General features: G+C 63.0%; 8 protein-coding genes and 1 pseudogene. 2 read left to right on the forward strand and 7 right to left on the reverse strand.

Features of this window, described 5'->3' with window-relative positions; all coding sequences use genetic code 11:
* Nucleotides 1-419 precede the first annotated feature (419 nt).
* Nucleotides 420-944, reverse strand: a complete 525-nt coding sequence (locus HAP54_RS46385) for a DUF3455 domain-containing protein (RefSeq protein WP_166298026.1) — start codon at nucleotides 942-944, stop codon at nucleotides 420-422.
* A gap of 121 nt (nucleotides 945-1,065) precedes the next feature.
* Here HAP54_RS46385 and HAP54_RS46390 point away from each other — a divergent pair, with 121 nt between their 5' ends.
* Nucleotides 1,066-2,130 carry an IS630 family transposase gene (locus HAP54_RS46390; RefSeq protein WP_166204319.1) on the forward strand — a complete coding sequence of 355 codons (1,065 nt, stop codon included), beginning with the start codon at nucleotides 1,066-1,068 and terminating at the stop codon, nucleotides 2,128-2,130.
* A 9-nt stretch (nucleotides 2,131-2,139) separates the two neighbouring features.
* On the opposite strand, the pseudogene HAP54_RS46395 reads toward HAP54_RS46390, so the two are convergent.
* The 5 genes and pseudogenes from HAP54_RS46395 to HAP54_RS46420 form a co-directional block, all read right to left on the reverse strand.
* A pseudogene (locus tag HAP54_RS46395) lies at nucleotides 2,140-3,582 on the reverse strand (HlyD family type I secretion periplasmic adaptor subunit).
* Nucleotides 3,569-5,707: a type I secretion system permease/ATPase gene (locus HAP54_RS46405; protein ID WP_166298027.1), complete on the reverse strand. Its 2,139-nt coding sequence runs from the start codon at nucleotides 5,705-5,707 to the stop codon at nucleotides 3,569-3,571. Before HAP54_RS46405 ends, HAP54_RS46395 begins: the two are co-directional and overlap by 14 nt.
* Nucleotides 5,708-5,732: 25 nt before the next feature.
* A complete protein-coding gene (locus tag HAP54_RS46410; protein ID WP_166298028.1) occupies nucleotides 5,733-8,564 on the reverse strand; it encodes a beta strand repeat-containing protein in 2,832 nt (943 codons plus the stop codon).
* A gap of 190 nt (nucleotides 8,565-8,754) precedes the next feature.
* The gene (locus HAP54_RS46415) at nucleotides 8,755-11,223 is read right to left on the reverse strand and encodes a two-component system VirA-like sensor kinase (RefSeq protein WP_166298029.1); all 2,469 of its coding nucleotides are present in this window, start codon (nucleotides 11,221-11,223) and stop codon (nucleotides 8,755-8,757) included.
* Entirely contained in the window at nucleotides 11,220-12,203 is a 984-nt protein-coding gene (locus HAP54_RS46420) for a cytochrome-c peroxidase (RefSeq protein ID WP_224741500.1), read from the reverse strand. The genes HAP54_RS46415 and HAP54_RS46420 overlap by 4 nt, the downstream gene beginning before the upstream one ends.
* Before the next feature lie 29 nt (nucleotides 12,204-12,232).
* On the opposite strand from HAP54_RS46420, the gene HAP54_RS46425 reads away from it, so the two are divergent.
* The gene (locus tag HAP54_RS46425; protein ID WP_166307148.1) at nucleotides 12,233-12,997 is read left to right on the forward strand and encodes a response regulator; all 765 of its coding nucleotides are present in this window, start codon (nucleotides 12,233-12,235) and stop codon (nucleotides 12,995-12,997) included.
* 331 nt (nucleotides 12,998-13,328) lie between these two features.
* On the opposite strand, the gene HAP54_RS46430 is transcribed toward HAP54_RS46425, so the two are convergent.
* Complete coding sequence (locus HAP54_RS46430) at nucleotides 13,329-16,547, reverse strand: Ig-like domain-containing protein (RefSeq protein ID WP_224741499.1); 3,219 nt, start codon at nucleotides 16,545-16,547, stop codon at nucleotides 13,329-13,331.
* Nucleotides 16,548-16,618 lie beyond the last annotated feature (71 nt).

Below are 16,618 nucleotides of genomic sequence, written 5' to 3' on the forward strand. Positions count from 1 at the left end.
CCAGATAGCGGGCAAATCGCTCGAAATGCCGGTGACGCCCCAGTCTGGGAGGTGTCTCAATTTCTTTATTAAATCAATGATTCGCTTGCTGGCCGGGGCGGGAGGGATCGAACCTCCGAATAGCGGAATCAAAATCAGTTGGAATATGCAACGAAATCAAGGCGCGTTTGGAAAAAAGCACCAAAATGCGCTCTCATAACTTCGATAGCTTAGTTCTCAAAAAGAAATGGCAGGAAATGCCAACTCAAATGAAATAATGGCCGGCGCCTTTCGCAAGGTACACCTTGATTTCAGGTAAGACTGTCCTTGATGGTTTCGATATTCGCGTCGACGCGCGTCAGGCGATCACTTATCCAAGATACTAAGGTGGGTCAAAGGAGGTCAGCTTTGCGCCATGAGGTACCGTGGGACCGGTACCATCAGCCGCTCTTGCGCAGGAACACGTAGTCCGCGGAATAGGGCGCGCTGCGGTAATCCCCGGCTCTCTCGCACGATCCCCGCGCGACCCCGCCCTCGGTGTTGATGCGCTGGACAACGGTCGCGGCCGACAGCACACCGTTGCCGCGCTGGTCGACCACTTCGAGCTCGAGCGACGGAATGTCGTTCGAGGTTGCGCCGGGCGCGCTGGCGACGACCTTGCCCTTCACGGCACTACCGTCCGTGAGCTCCCAACTCGGTCCGCCGTAATGCCGTCCAATCGACTTTCCATCCAGCATGAGCGTCGCAATCGGCTCGCGCAATTGCCAAGTCAGCGCGCGAACTAGCGATTGGGATTTCCCGGTGTCCGGCTTGCATTCGTAGACCTGCGCGCCCTCGGCATGGAGGGTGGTGATGACGGTCCTGTCGCGCACCGCAATCGCCAACGGCTCTTGCGCGGCCGCCCTGCTGACGAGCCAGAGGGCGGCAAACGAAACGGCGCGAAGGAAAGCAGTCGGAATCTTCATCGGTTATTCTCGGTTTGGTTGCAGTTTGATCGTAACGGGTCGGCTGACGGCGGCGAAGCCGTAGTGCTCGCCGGCCTAGTACCTACTGTTCTTAAAGCGTGAGTCGTGATTCAAGGTCGGGATGATACCCGAAGCAAGAGAAGTCCACCTTTCGAGGAAAGATCGCAAGGTGCTTGAGGCGTGTTGCCGCTCCCCGGTGACGTTGCAGCGCGATTTGAAGCGGGCGCGGATAGTTCTGTTGGCGGCGGATGGACGCAGCACTCGGTCGATCGCCAAGGAAGTTGGGGTCCAGCCGCGGATTGTCAGCCTTTGGCGGCATCGCTATGCCGACCAAGGCCTTGAAGGGCTGCAAGACAAGCCGCGACCGGGCAAGCAGCCAATCTATACGAAGGCCACCGACAAGCGGATTCTGAAGCTGCTGGACAAGCCGCCGCCGGACGGGTTCGCACGCTGGACCGGGCCCCTGCTGGCCGGGGCGCTGGGCGATGTTGACGTCCAATATGTCTGGCGGTTCCTGCGCAGCCACAAGATTGACCTCGCGGCTCGTAAGTCCTGGTGTGAGAGCAACGACCCGAACTTTACGGCCAAAGCCGCCGATGTTGTCGGCCTCTATGTCGCCCCGCCCGCGAAGGCCATTGTGCTGTGCGTGGACGAGAAGCCCTCGATCCAGGCTTTGGAGCGAGCGCAGGGTTATCTGAAGTTGCCCAATGGCCGCGCCTTGACCGGCCAGAGCCACGATTACAAGCGGCATGGCACCACAACATTGTTTGCGGCGCTCGAAGTCGCCACCGGAAAGATCATCGCGGCGCATTCAAAACGCCGACGCCGCGTCGAGTTTCTCGACTTCATGAACAGCGTCACCGCGGCTTTTCCGAACCGGAAGCTTCACGTCATCCTCGACAACCTCAACACCCACAAGAAGAACGAGCATTGGCTCAAGGCCCACCCCAACGTGCAATTTCATTTCACGCCGACAAGTGCGTCTTGGCTCAATCAGGTCGAGGTATGGTTTTCGATCTTGCAGGGGCAGTCGCTCAGCGGCACCTCCTTCACAAGCCTCACGCAGCTTCAGGAGCACATCGATGCCTACGTCAACGCATACAACGACAGAGCCGAGCCCTTCGTCTGGACCAAGAAAAAGGTCCGTCAACGCCGTTTCAAAGGCCGCCGTATCACTCAGCTCTGATTCTGGGTACTAGCGCTCGCGCAAAACTTCCTGGCGGTAGCGCAGCAGCGGTGAAAGCAGATAGCTCAGGACCTTCCGCGATCCCGTCTTGATCTCCACGGTCACCGCCATGCCGGGCGAAAGATTAACGATCCTGTCGTCGATCTGCATTTCGGTGCGATCGAGTGAAATGCGCGCACTGTAGTTCAGTTCCTGTCCCTTCGGCTCGCTGGTTTCGCTCTGCGTCACCAGGGCGCGATCGTGCTGGCGATCGCGGACGACAGCATCTTGCGAGACCGAAAGCACCTGACCATGCAGGAGCCCGTAGCGGGTAAAATTGAAGGTATCGATCTTGATCTCGGCTTGCTGCCCGGCATGGACAAAGCCGATGTCGTGATTCGACACCATGGCTTCGATTTCCAGCCGGCTGTCGCTCGGCACGACCACCAGCAGCGACTGCGCCGGCGTGACCACGCCGCCGATGGTGTGGATCGCGAGCTGCTGCACCACGCCGTCGACGGGAGCCGTCAGCTGCTGAAGCCTGGTCCTCTGCTCGGCCTTGATCAGGTCCTGCGCGAGCCCGTTCGCCTTCTGCTCGGACTTGGCCAGTTCGTCGGAAAGCGTATGCCGATACTCCGCCGCCGCCTGCCCGCGGGTCTCGCGGATCGCTGCGATCGCCGCCTCGGTCTCATGCAGATGGCTGTTCTGCACGTTGAACTCTTCCTGTTGCTCGACCAGCAGCTGGAGCACCTCGAAATAGCCGAGCTTCGAGCCCAGCTCCTTCTCGACCAGCGTCTTACGAATGTCGACGCGCGACTGGATCACTGGAATGATCGTCTCAAGCTTGTGGATTGTCGCCGATGCGGTGGCTTGTTCGGCCTCCTTCTGCGCCTGCTGGCGCAGGAGTGCCGCGATCTTGGCGCGCTGCTCGGTCACCTGGTTCAGCAACAACTGACGCTGGGTGGCAACCAGTTCCGGGTCGGCCCCGGTGGGCGGCGTGAAGTCGGCAGCGGGATCGTTGCTGTCGGCGAGCGCCGCGCGCACGCGCGCGATGTTGAGCCGCTCGGCCAGCAGATCGTTGCGCAAATGATCGCGCTCCGCCGCGTTCACGGTCGGGTCGAGTTCGATCAGCACGTCTCCGGCCTTGACCGCCTGTCCGTCCTATACCCTGATCGACCGCACGATGCCGGTCTCGAACGGCTGCACCACCTTGGTGCCGTCGCCCGGCAGGATTTTTCCGGTCGCCGAAGCCACGATGTCGATGGTGCCCCACCAGGCCCAGAGCAAGGCCGCGCAAAACATCAGGGCGATGCTGGCCGCGGTCGCGCGGCCGACCGGCGACGGTGGCGTCTCTACGATCTCGAGCGCCGCCGGCAGAAACGCCAGCTCCTCGCTGCTTTTGCGTTGCGCAGGGCGGAACGGGATCACGCGTGGCGCGGATCCGGCGGCAACCGCCGCTTCAGACGACTTCATGGAACCCTCCTTGCAACCGGTGCAGCGACGCGTAGGGACCGCCGGTCTTGATCAGCGTGTCGTGGCTGCCGTCCTCGACCAGGCGACCGCAATCGAGCGTGACGATGCGGTCCGCCGCGCGGACGGTCGAGAGCCGGTGTGCGATCACCAGCACCGTCCGCCCCTTGGCGATGTCCTTCATGTTCTGCTGAACGATGCGCTCGCTCTCGTAGTCCAGCGCGCTGGTCGCCTCGTCGAAGATCAGGATGCGCGGATCGCCCACCAGCGCCCGCGCGATGGCGATGCGCTGCCGCTGACCGCCCGAAAGCGTCGAGCCGCGTTCGCCGACCACGGTATCGTAGCCCTCGGCAAGTTCGAGGATGAAGTCGTGCGCCCCGGCGAGCCGCGCTGCCGCAACGATGCGTTCCATCGGCATCGCCGGATCGGCAAGCGCGATATTGTCGCGCACCGAACGGTTGAACAGCACGTTCTCCTGCAGCACGATGCCGATCTGGCGGCGCAGCCACGCTGGATCGGCCATGGCAAGGTCCATGCCGTCCACCAGCACCCGCCCACGCTCCGGGACATAGAGCCGCTGCACCAGCTTGGCGAACGTGCTCTTGCCCGAGCCCGAGGGTCCGACGATGCCGACGGTCTGGCCGGCCGGCACCTCGAACGAGACATCGTGCAGCACTTCCTGTCCGTCAACGCGGTAGCGAAACGAGACGTGGTCGAATTTGATGTCGCCGCGGATCGACGGCAGCCGCGCCCGCCCGGCCGAATAGGTCTGCTCGGCGGTGGTGTTGAGGATGTCGCCGAGCCGCGCGATCGACAACCGTGCCTGGTGGAAATCCTGCCAGATCTGCGCTAGGCGCAGCACCGGTGCACTCACCCTGCCGGCCAGGATGTTGAAGGCGACGAGTTCGCCGACCGAGAGATCGCCGCCGATGACGAGCTTGGCACCGCAATACAGGATGCTGGCCGTGACGATCTTGCTGACCAGCTGTACCGTCTGGCTCGCGCTGTTGCCGAGACTGAGGACCCGGAAGCTCGCCGCCACATAGCCGGCCAGTTGCTCTTCCCAGCGGCGCTGCATCTGCGGCTCGACCGCCATCGCCTTGAGTGTTTCGATGCCGCTGACGCTCTCGACCAGAAAAGCCTGGTTCTCGGCACCACGCCGGAATTTCTCGTCGAGCCGCCGCCGGAACAGCGGCGTCGCCCCGGCCGATATCGCGATATAGAAGGGGAACGAGCCGATCACGATCCACGTCAGCAGCGGCGAATAGAAGTACATCACGCCCAGGAAGACGAACGTGAAGAACAGGTCGATCAGCAGGGTCAACGCCGAGCTGGTGAGAAAATTGCGGATGTTCTCCAGTTCGCGCACCCGTGCCACCGAATCCCCGACACGACGCGCCTGGAAATAGGCCATCGGCAAAGCCAGCAAATGGTGAAACAGGCGTGCGCCGAGTTCGACGTCGATCCGGTTGGTGGTGTGGGAAAACAGATAGGTGCGCAGGATCCCCAGCACGGTCTCGAACAGCGAAATCGACACCAGTCCGAGAACCAGGACGTCGAGGGTGGCTAGCGACCGGTGCACCAGCACCTTGTCGATCACCACCTGGAAGAACAGCGGCGAAACCAGGCCGAACAGTTGCAGGAAAAACGATCCGACCAGCACCTCACCGAGCAGATGACGATATTTGTGAATCGCGCCCAGAAACCAGGCGATGCCGAAGCGGCGGGTGATATCCGACAAACCGGCGCGACGGGTCATCAGGATCAACTGACCGTCCCAGACCGACACCAGTTCGTCCTGCGTCATCAGTGCGGGCCGGGACGCCGGCGCTTGCACCAGAACCTTGCCTTCGGCGGCCTTGGCGACCACCAGGAATCCGCCGTTGCGCAGGGCCGCGATGGCGGGCAAGGGCGTGCTGCCGAGCCGGGACCAGTCGGTCCGGCAGGCACGCGCCTTGAGCCCGAGGTCTTTGGCACACCGGAGCATCTCCGGTGTGCCGATCTTCTCCGTGCCCAGCCGATGCGCGATCTGTCCGGCATCGGCCGCTACCCCCTGGAGATGCAGCAGCGTCACAAGGGCTTCGAGACCTTGATCTACCGGTCCCGCGCTGTTGGTTTCGTTGCTCATCGATGCTCTCCAGGGTGATGTTGCGTCAGGCCGCGTGCGGCTGCGTCAGCAGCGGCTGCTGGTCAGGCGCAGGATCGGCAAGCGGCATGCCGCCGAGTGCAGCCCCCGTCGAGACCAGGCTTGAGGCCATGAACTGGCCCAGCAGGGCAGCGCTCGCCACAGACGAAGCGTTACTCACGGCACTGCCGGGATTCACCATCGCCTGAAACAGGAGGTTGTTGCCGGTGCCACCGTCGAGAACGTCGGTTCCGCCATTGCCAATCAGGGTGTCATCCCCTGCGCCGCCGCTCAGAGTGTCGCTGCCGCGGCTGCCGATCAGGATGTCGTTGCCGTCGCCGCCATTGGCGATGAACTGCATCGCCCCTCCGAGCCCGAAGGCATTGACGACGTCATCGCCTCCGAGGCCGTTGATCACGATGCGATCGTTGGCCTCGAAGCCGGTGATCGTGACGTCGGTAGCCAACCCCGACACCGTGATCACACCGTTGTTGTCGTTGATCGAGATCGCGTCGTCGCCATTGGTGGCGTTGATCACGACCGTGTCGACCTGACCGTCGCCTTGTCCGCTACCGAGAGGCGCGGACAAGTCGATCGCAACATGCTTCACGTCGGTCTTGGACAGGTCGCCCACCGTGATGGTATCCGCACCACCCAGCGCGTTGACATCGATGGTCTCGATGCGATCGAGATCCATGGTGACGACGCCGATGTCGCGGCTGAAGATCGCATGGCTGCCACTGGCCGAGATATCCATGCTCTCGCTGACGTTGGCGCCGTTGAACAGCAGGGTGTCGTTGCCGGCTCCTCCGTCCACGGTGTCGCTGCCATCGCCCGGGTTCCAAACGAAGGTGTCGTCGCCGGCACCCATTTTCGCCACGTCATTGCCGCGCCCGCCAATGACGGTGTCGTTGCCCGCGCTGCCGGTGATGGTGTCGTTGCCATCGCCGCCGTTGACGACAAGCCGATCGAGCGCGGCGTCCATACCACTGACCATCACTTGCGCCGCCAATCCGTTGACGACGACCGACGAGCTCGTGCTGACGACGCTGATGCGGTCGTCGCCGGCGGTGCCATTGACGTTCACGGTGTTCGCCACGCCGTCGCCCTGACCGCTGCCCGGCGTCGCCGACAGGTCGATTGCGATCTGCTTGGCGTCGGTTCCGGAGAGGTCATTGACTGTGACCGTGTCGGCGCCGCCGAGGGTAGCGAGCTGGATGTGCTCGATGCCGCCAAGATCCATGGTCACGTTGCCGACATCGCGGAACAGCCTCACCCGCGAGCCATTGGCCGAGATGTCGATGTTCTCGCCGACATTGGCGCCGTTGAACACCAGCGTATCGGTGCCTGCCCCGCCATCGACCGTGTCGCTGCCGTCGCCCGGATTCCAGACGAAGGTGTCGTTGCCATTGCCAAGCGACGCGACATCATTGCCGCGACCACCGATCACGGTGTCGTTGCCGTCGCCGCCGATCAGCGTGTCGTTGCCCTGGCTTCCGGTGATGGTGTCGTTGCCGGCACCGCCATCGATGATGAGGCCGATGACACCGGCCGCAAGGCCGGCAGCGGTGATGACGTCGTTGCCAGCACCGCCCTCGACGATGAGCTGGTCGTTGGCCCCCTCTGATCCGGCAAGGGTAACCGTTGCGGGCAGGCCGGCGACCGTGACCGAGCCTCCCGCTCCCGCCACCTGAATGTTGTCGCTGCCGTTGGTGCCGTTGACGGTCACGGTATCGGCCGCGCCGTCGCCGACACCACTGCCAGGTGTCGACTCGAGATCGATCGCGACCTGGGTGACGCCGGTTCCGGTGAGGTCGCGGACATTGATGTTGTCGGCGCCGCCGAGCGCGTTGAAATCGATGTGCTCGATGCCGTTGAGATCCATCGTGATACTGGCGATGTCGCGGCTGAACGTCACCCTGCCGTGGTTGGCGGTGATATCGATGTTCTCGCTGACGTTGGCGCCGTTGAAGACCAGCGTATCGGTGCCGTCCTGGCCTTCGACGGTGTCGCTGCCGTCGCCCGGATTCCAGATGAAGGTGTCGTCGCCGGTGCCGCCGAGCAGGCTGTCGTTGCCGCGGCCGCCGATGATGACGTCGTTACCGGCTCCGCCGATCAGCGTGTCGCTGCCGTCACCGCCGGTAATGGTGTCGTTGCCGTCGCCGCCGTCGATGGTGAGATGGATCAGGTTGGCGAGGCCGTTTCCGGCGGTGAAAACGTCGTCACCGCCGTTCATGTTGAGCACGAGGTTCTCGGTGGTTCCGATATCAAGCGAGAACGGCGCAGGGTTGATCCGATCGAAGCGCACGCGCGTGCCGTTGGCCGTGATCGAAAAGACTTCGGCGCCGTTGCCGCCATTGACCTCGGCGGTATCGATGCCGTCGCCGCCTTCCATCAGGTCGGTGCCCTCGCCCGGGTTCCAGATCATGCGGTCGTTGCCAGCCCCGCCGAACATCTGGTCGCTTCCGGTGCCGCCGGTCAGGGTGTCGCTGCCGTCTCCGCCAAACAGGAGATCGTCCCCGCCCTTGCCTTGCAGGACATCGTTGCCGGCGCCGCCGAACAGCAGATCAGTGCCCGAGCCCCCGATCAGGATGTCGTTACCCGCGCCGCCAAATAGTTGCACCGACGGCATCGCACCATTGGCTTCGTCGACCGAGATCGTGTCGTTTCCGGCCTGACCGAACACCTGGATCGTCGCGGTGTTGGCAACCGTCGGACGGCCGCCGAGGATGGTCACCGCGCCGCCGTTGATGAGAATGTTGCCGGCCGCATCGCGGCTGGCGACGATGGAGTTGTCGAGGGCGTCATCGAACACCGTCAGCACGCCTGAGCCTGCCGAAAAACTGGCTGTGATTGCCATTGAAGCGGTCCTTTCGAGGATTGATGAATCAGCGCGAACGCTCATTCCTGGGGTGGTGGTTTCGTTGGTGCTAACGCTCGATCTGGTCGCCGTTGTCACCTCCGTCATCTTGACGCGCGTCTGCACGGCTGCGGGCCACCAGAAATGGCGGCCCTGCGCTACGGAAGTATTTCAGGCAAGGGTAATCGTGTTACGGCTGTAACCTGGCCGGCGTTCGCAGGCAGCGGTCCAATGCCGCAGCAAGTTCGGCGTTATCCAGTGGCCAATGCAGCACTTCAGAGATGCCGGCGTCCGTCAGCAAATCGATGCTGACATCGGCGGCAGTCGCGACGGCAAGCAACACGGGCTGCAACGGCGATACCTCGTGCAGGGCTCGCGCCAATTCCACCCCGCCCTGGGGCCGCGAGGCGTGACCGACCAGGATGATATCGAATCGCGCAGAGTCGGAACGGCATGCAGCAAGGGCATCCGCCGCGACCTCAAACCCGACCGGCTCGTATCCCAGCGCCGCCAGCTTCTCTTCATCGCGCAGCAAGCGTTCCCGCTCGCTTTCGACGATCAGCACCGTCTCGCCGCGTCCAAGCGGAAGCGCCGACAATCCGTCAGCCGCGATGGAGTCCGCCGCCACAGCAGGCAGCCACACTTCGAACCGGCTTCCACAGCCAGGTTCGCTCTGAACGTTGATCGCTCCATCATGATCGCGGACGATCTCGCGAACCGTTGCGAGACCAAGGCCAGTTCCTGCCACGCGCGTCGTGAAGAACGGCTCGAACATCCGCCGCGCCACGCGTTCATCGATTCCGCTCCCGTTGTCGCTGACGGAAAGGCATACGTAGCGACCCGGGGAGAGCCCACCCTCGCTCATCTCCACGAAAGCGGCCATCTGTTCCTGTTTCACGGCCACGCGGACACAACCGCCATCGTTCGTTGCTTGCGCAGCGTTGGTGCAGAGATTGAGGATGACCTGCTGAAGCTGCGCCGGTTCGCCTGACACGGCGACGTCGGCCGGAACGTCTTCGAAGACAAGCTCTACATCCGACGGCAACGAGGCACGCAACAACGAGGCCGCCTCGTTGAGCAAAGTGCGCACCTGAACCGGACGAGCACGCCCGTCGGTCCGCCGGCCGAAGGTGAGGATATTGTCGACGAGGTCGCGACCGCGCTCGGCGGCCCGGCGTATCTCGTCGATGTGCTGTGCCGGTTTGGAACCGCGGGCGATTTGCGGCTCCGCCATCTCCGAATAACCAAGGATGGCGCCGATGATATTGTTGAAGTTATGCGCGATCCCGCTGGCCAGCGATCCTATCATCTGCATGCGACGTGCCCGCTCCAGCCGCATGGCAAGCTTGGTCCTCTCGCGTTCCAGAAATTCGCGCTCGAGCGCATTAGCCACGGCGTCACTGGCAAGCCTCGCGAGCGGGATAGGAGAGATCTTGTTCCGTATCGGGCGGAAGCGGTCAAAACCCATGATGCCCTGGACCCGACCCGGCCGAACCAGCGGCAAACAGGCCCACGCGCGCACGCCAGTACCCGCCAATGCATCCCTAGCGCCGGGCGGCAATGCGCTCGCGTCGGCAATGGTGACGCCGTCCCCTGCGCCAAGCTGCTCGGCTACCGCCAACGCCCGTCGAGGCCAACCCGGCGGAAACGTCACTCCGTCCTTCGACCATGCGTGGACCCGGATCGGCCGCTCGTCCAAGACCACATACGCACGATCCGCGTCGATGATCCGACTGAATTCGCCCAGCACCTGCTTCAATCGCATTCCGGTCTCGGCCGGCGAGCAATTGATCAGACGCGTCGAATTCTCGGCAATGACGTGTTCGAATGCTGCCCGCCGACGCAACGCCACCGCCCGAGCTCGTAGCCGAAGGCCGAGAATGACGAGCAAGACGAGCAACAACAGGGAGACAACGTAGAGCAGCAGCCGATAGCGCTGCTCCCCGGCTTCGACCACGGACCGATGGCGGGAAAACAGTTCGCGGACCTCCTCCAGGGCATGCGTGCTGGCCGCGGCGATGAAGGCCTTCAGCGTTTCATCGACCGCAGGGAGCTGTTCATAGAGCAGCCGTGCATGCGCCAGCATCGCGCGCGCCGGTTCCGCGTCCGGTCCCGTGGTGGGCGTTTGCTGAGCAAACTGGTCGATCTTTTCCTGGAGCGCTCGCATCGCAGCGGATGAGGTGTCTCGCGACAAATAGAGGATCGCAGCCGCCAATGCGCCCGTTGCCGGCGCGAGTTGCACGTCGTTGGCAAGGAACGCCGGGCTCGTGCTGAGCAGGCCTACGTAGGAGAGTGAATTCTGCAGCAAGGCGTTGCTGGTCTTGAAACGCTCCAGCAGCTCTTCCTGCTCGACAACCGCCGCTGCCAGCTGGTCAATTGGCTTCGGATCGAGACCTTCGGCCCGTGCGTGAGATCGGAGCCGACTGACCGCATCGGCCATCGCTCGCGCATCAACAGCAAATGCATCGTAGTCACGAAGCAGGCCAGCTCGCGCCTGAAGCACGTCGCGGTGAAGCGAGGCCTCGGCAAGCGCATATTCGTCGAGCGTCTGGAGCGTCACCGCATAGGCGGACGCGTTGGTATCTATGCCGCGCAACAACAGCCAGGTCAGCAGCGCGAGCAGAAATGAAACCCCGAGAACAAACGGCAGATTCCTCATGGCATCGGCGAGCCAGTGCGTGGTGTGGCGGTGGCCGGCCTTACGGCTTGACCTCGATATGTCCCGGTCAGCGTGTTAAGGAAGGCGACGATGGCGGCTGTTTGCTGATCGGTTAAGACGCGGTCGAGTTGGGCGACACCCATCGCTTTGACCGCGTCCGGCAATGTGGCCGCGCTGCCATCATGAAAGTATGGCGCCGTTGTCGCCACATTTCGCAAGCTGGGCACGCGAACCAATGCCGGCTCCGGCGAGCCCAATGGATGGAAGATGCCGTGCCGTTGAAACAGATTGCCGCCCACATTGACACCCTGATGGCAGGCGATGCAGCCGAGCGATCTGAAAACCTGGTAACCCGACAACTCGTCCGGCGTCATGGCGTTGGTTTCCCCGGCAAGCCATCGGTCGAAGCGGCTATCTGGCGTAACTAACGTCCGCTCGTATGTCGCGATCGCATCCAGCATGGCGGCGACATCAGGCTCCCTTCCATAGGCATCACGAAACTGCCCCACGATCTCGGGGTCAGCACGCAGTTTGCCGAGGGCTTCGTCAACGCTCGACGCCATAATCGCTGGATTGCGAAGACTGCCCTCGATTCCGTCTTCCAACGAGCGGAAATTGCCTTCCCAATTCAGGCGGAAGTTCAGACTCGCATTGAAGACCGTCGGCGTATTGAGGGCGATCGGTTGGCCCTCACGCGTATCGTGGATCCTGGCGCTGGCGCCATTGGTTGCTATATCGTGGCACGACGAACAACTGTGTGTATTATCGTGAGACAGACGTCGGTCGCCGAACAATCGTTCTCCGAGCAGGACACGCTGTGGGTCTTGGGCACGCGGCGCGGGAATTGGCGTGATAGGCTCGCGGTCGGCGCGCGCCTCGAAGCCCGGCGATTGAGCGTCTGCCGGCGAGAACGCGCTGAGACAAACGAGCGCGAGCAGCAGACACGCGAAACCGCAGCCGTACGCGGCCGCTGTCGCCACCGGCGGTGCCGTTGAAGGAACTGGATGCAATGAGCGGCTCATCACTGAATGACCCGGGTCCTCGCGGAAGCGTTGATCGCCAAGTGTGCGTCCTCGTCGTGGAAGATGATCCTGCCTTGCAGCGCATGATCCTAAACTATTTCGCGGAGAACAACATCCGGACCCTGGCAGCAAGCAATCGGCAGGAAATGGTCGGTCGGCTTGGCAGTGCCGAGGTCAATCTGGTGATCCTTGATCTCCGGCTTGGATTAGAAGACGGACTGGATCTTCTTCGGGAGATCCGCTTGAACTCCGAAGTGCCCGTGATCATCATCACGGGTCACCGCCGCGACGACATCGATCGAGTGGTCGGTCTCGAGCTTGGCGCCGACGATTATCTGACGAAGCCATTCAACCTGCGCGAATTGCTCGCGCGTGTTCGCGCGATCTTGCGCCGGTTCGATGCCGGTAGGGCCACGCCGGCGCGCGATCCAGAGCGTGGCCGATTTCGATTTTCCGGCTGGCAGCTCGACCGCAGGATCCGGCAGCTTACCGACCCGGCCGGTGCCCCGGTCGCATTGACAAAGGGCGAGTACGCGATGCTGCTGGCCTTTCTCGAAGCGCCACAACGTCCGCTTAGCCGCGAGCACCTATTGCAGGCGACCCGCGTTCACGAAGATGTCTTCGACCGCAGCATTGATGTGCAGATTCTCCGCCTGCGGCGCAAGCTTGAGCGCGATCCAAGCGCGCCACGCGTGATCCAGACCGAGCGCGGTGTCGGATATGTATTCGCCGTTCCGGTAGAGCGGGTTTGACGAGGCAATTGGCGGCCACCGCGGGAGCTTCACTCGCGGAACATCTCCACTTCCGCCACAGTTGGGGGCTCCTGCCAAAATGGGGCAGGCCTCTGAGGACGTGCACTGGTTACCCGGAGGCGAGCAGTTAGACATAACTTGGCACGTCGAGCGGCGCCTCGAACGGGAAATCGTGCGTCGCGGCACTCTTCAACCACGACAACGGATCGAAGAGACAAACCAACACCAGTCCAATGCACGCAAGATTCAACGTGCTGGGCTATCGCGGGTTTGCGGAAGGCCCGCTCTGCTATGATCGGACTCAATCAGGTCCAGATCGGTTTCGCCGCGTTCAGAAATGAAGAAGGAAGTCCGACGCGCTCATTGAGGTCACGCTCGTCAGATTGATCTGCATGTCTTCATGTCCAGTGCTGATCGATTCGCTGAAGCCGCTTGCGTTCGCATACAGGACTGCATTGCCGCCGTTGATCACCACATCGATCGTATGCGCAGCAATGCTGGCGGGCGCATTGCCGGTCAGGATGTTGATCGCAACGCTGTGATTGTTGCTGTTCAGGCCAGCGATGCCCGAGAAATCGAAGTGGTCGGACCCATGCGTAAAATCCTTGATGGTGTCGAAGTTGCCCATGCCAGGTTGGGAATCTGTAATGGCCTTGTAAACAAACGTATCGCTGCCGGCTCCGCCCGTCAGAACATCTCCCTTCGCGCCGCCGTACAGGAAATCGTTGCCGGACGTCCCGACGAGAATGTCCGCCTTGACGGTGCCGATGAACGTGCTGATGGTGGAAACATTGCCCGCGACGTCTTTCGCCGTGACGTCGATTTTATAGTCATTGCTGGATGAATAGGAAAATCCGGTACCCGTCGTGACGCTCCAGCCGCCGCTTGCAGATGCGGTCGCAAGGACCGTCGAACTACCGTTGCCGTCGGTGCCGATGACGCCGCCGCCGATCTGGCTCTCGACGATCTTGAGGATGGTACTGCCGGCTTCGGAGAGCCCGCCGAATGTCACCGTCGCCTTCGCTGCATTGCCGTTTTGAGCGATGCTGGTGACCTCGGATTGCGGCGCCTTCGTATCCAGCGTGAAGGTCAGCGAACTGCTTCCGGTGTTGCCGGCCAGATCCGTTTCGCTGGCAACGATGGTGTGGACGCCATCCAAAAGACCTGTCGGAGTAAACGACCAGGCACCGGTCCCGCTGGCCGTGGCCGTCGCGCCGATTGCGACGCCATCAACCGTGAAATGCACGACCGCATTCGGATCGCCCGATCCCGTCAGCGCGTCGTTGGACGTGATCTTGTCCGTCGACGAGGTACCGGTGTCGGTCAGCAGGTGCTCGCTCACCGTGGGCGCCTTGGTATCGACTGTCCAGTTGAAGCTCGCAGGCGTCGCGTCCAAATTGCCGGCGGCATCAAACGCCGCGGCCTGGAAGACGTGACTGCCATCGGACAGGCCGGTCAACGCTATTGAGCTCGACGCCGTGGATGCCCAGCTGCCGTTGTCGATCTTGTACGCGAAGCCGGTCACACCGACGGCGTCGGTCCCCTTCACCGTGAAGGCGGCCTGATTGCTGTTGGAGAGCGAGGATGGTCCGGTCACAATCGACGTGTCAGGCGCCGTGGTGTCACGCACGGTGACGGTGAAAGTCTCGGAGGAGCTGTTGCCGGCTGCATCCGTGGAGCTGGCGGTGATGGTGTGCGTTCCGATTGCGAAGGTACCGCCCGAATGGACAACCGTGCTGCCCTCCTTGAACACCACCGTGTCGGGGCCGTCGACCAGATCGGTCGCGGTCGCGGAGAATGTTGCCACAGCGCCGGCTGCGCCGGTGGCCTCGTCGGTTTGATTGGCGACCGGCGTCAGCACCGGCGCCGTGGTGTCGCGCACGGTGACGGTAAAAGTCTCGGAGGAGCTGTTGCCGGCAGCATCGGTGGCGCTGGCGGTAATGGTGTGCGTTCCGATTGCGAAGGTGCCGCCCGAGTGGACGACCGTGCTGCCCTCCTTGAACACGACCGGATCGGTGCCGTCGACCAGATCGGTCGCCGTCGCGGAGAATACTGCCGCCGCCCCGGCTGCGCCGGTGGCCTCGTCGGTCTGATTGGCGACCGGCGTCAGCATCGGCGGCGTGGTGTCACGCACGGTGACGGTAAAAGTCTCGGAGGAGCTGTTGCCGGCCGCATCGGTGGCGCTGGCGGTGATGGTGTGGGTCCCGAGCGCGAAGGTGTCACCCGAGTGGACGACCGTGCTGCCCTCCTTGAACACCACCGGATCGGTGCCGTCGACCAGATCGGTCGCGGTCGCAGAGAATATTGCCACAGCCCCGGCTGCGCTGGTGGCCTCGTCGGTCTGATTGGCGACGGGCGTCAGCACCGGTGGCGTGGAGCCTTGCACGGTGACGGTGAAGGTTTCCGAGGTCGTGTTGCCGGCCGTGTCGGTGGCGCTCGCCGTGATGGTGTGGTTGCCAAAACTGAATGTGTCGCCCGAATGGACGACGTTCTGGCCTTCCGTGAACACCACGGGATCGCTGGTGCCGTCGAGGAAATCCGTCGTGGTCGCGGAAAACGCCACCGCGGCGCCTGCAGCGCTCGTTCCCTGGATGGGTTGGGTCGGATCGGTCAGCGCAATCGTCGGCGCTGTGGTCTCGATGTCGACGTTCGAGAAGTTCGACAGCGTGGCCGGGAAGACGCCCGGAAAGCCCGAGCTGTCGCTGATCGTCGTCGTGTTCAGATTGATGGAGGCGATCGAAAGCCCGGCCGCATCCTGGTCGGTCGAGGCCACCTTGTAGTCGAAGGCCACCACGCCGAGATGCTGCAGCGATGCCGTGCTCGCGGCGTCGAGCGTCGCGGTACCGCCGTTGCTGAGCGTGAGCGTCACGTCGGTTCCGGTCACCGTGACGGCCTCGTTCATCTCCAGCAGGATCGTGATGGTCTTGCCGGCATTGAACGCGCCGCTCGACGGCGTCGTGACCGCGCCGGTCAGCTGCGGTCCGAGGTTCAGCTCATTCCGATCCAGGCTGATGTCGAGTGTCGCGCCCCCGGAGTGGCCGTGCCCGTCGGTGACCATATAGGCGAAGGTGTCGGTCAAGGGTCCGGTCGCTGCCCGGATTGCGGCGAGCTCGGTTGCGTTGGCCGCGTCGACATAGTTGAACGAGCCGTCGGCGTTGAGCGTGAGGTCGCCATAGGTGCCGTGCACCACGGTGCCGAGCGTGCCGCCGGCAATGGCCGAGACGCTGTGGACGAGGCCGTCGTAATCGACGTCGCCGGCAACCGCGCCGGTGCCCGACGAGCCGGCGGTGCCGGACACGCTTCTGCCTGAAGTCACCGCCGCGTGCTCGGTCGTCACCCAGGGCGCAATCGTGGCGTCGAAGCCGACATTGCTCAGCTCGAACACGGTACCGGCGTTGTTCGCACCGCCCAGCGTTGTGGTGCCGAACAGGTTTCCGGCGGCATCGAAAGTGAGGCCGGTCTCCGGCATGGCGCCATTGGCGCCGTTGAAACTAACGAGCGTCGTCGGCGTTGAGGCGTAACCCGTGCTCGTATTGGCGATTTCGAACACCGTGCCAGAGCTGGCGCCGGTTGTTTGGACAGCGCCCCGCGGGATTTAAGTGGATTCCTGCCGGGTTATGC

This window comes from Bradyrhizobium sp. 2S1 (assembly GCF_011516625.5).
Lineage (GTDB): Bacteria > Pseudomonadota > Alphaproteobacteria > Rhizobiales > Xanthobacteraceae > Bradyrhizobium > Bradyrhizobium septentrionale.